At 56.0% G+C, this 298-nt stretch carries 2 tRNA genes; both read left to right on the forward strand.

Going from position 1 to position 298, the window contains the following annotated elements:
* The first annotated feature begins 32 nt into the window (after nucleotides 1-32).
* Nucleotides 33-109, forward strand: a tRNA-Arg gene (locus ABE472_RS18855).
* Between the two features lie 82 nt (nucleotides 110-191).
* Nucleotides 192-268, forward strand: a tRNA-Arg gene (locus ABE472_RS18860).
* Nucleotides 269-298: the final 30 nt, after the last annotated feature.

Genomic DNA, 298 nt, shown 5'->3' on the forward strand with positions numbered 1-298 from the left:
GTCGGTATCAGCAGTAAAAATTCGATGTAAATGCGCCCGTAGCTCAGTTGGATAGAGTACCTGGCTACGAACCAGGCGGTCGGGAGTTCGAATCTCTCCGGGCGCACCATTACATCGAACGGCAAGCTTGCTTGCCTTCCCGTCGAACGTGGCAACACGCGCGGCAGGACACACAACCAGACAATGCAAATGCGCCCGTAGCTCAGTTGGATAGAGTACCTGGCTACGAACCAGGCGGTCGGGAGTTCGAATCTCTCCGGGCGCACCATTGCATCGACGAAAACAGCAGCCATCGGTT

The organism is Stenotrophomonas sp. TWI809 (genome assembly GCF_039673205.1).
Taxonomy (GTDB): Bacteria; Pseudomonadota; Gammaproteobacteria; order Xanthomonadales; family Xanthomonadaceae; genus Stenotrophomonas.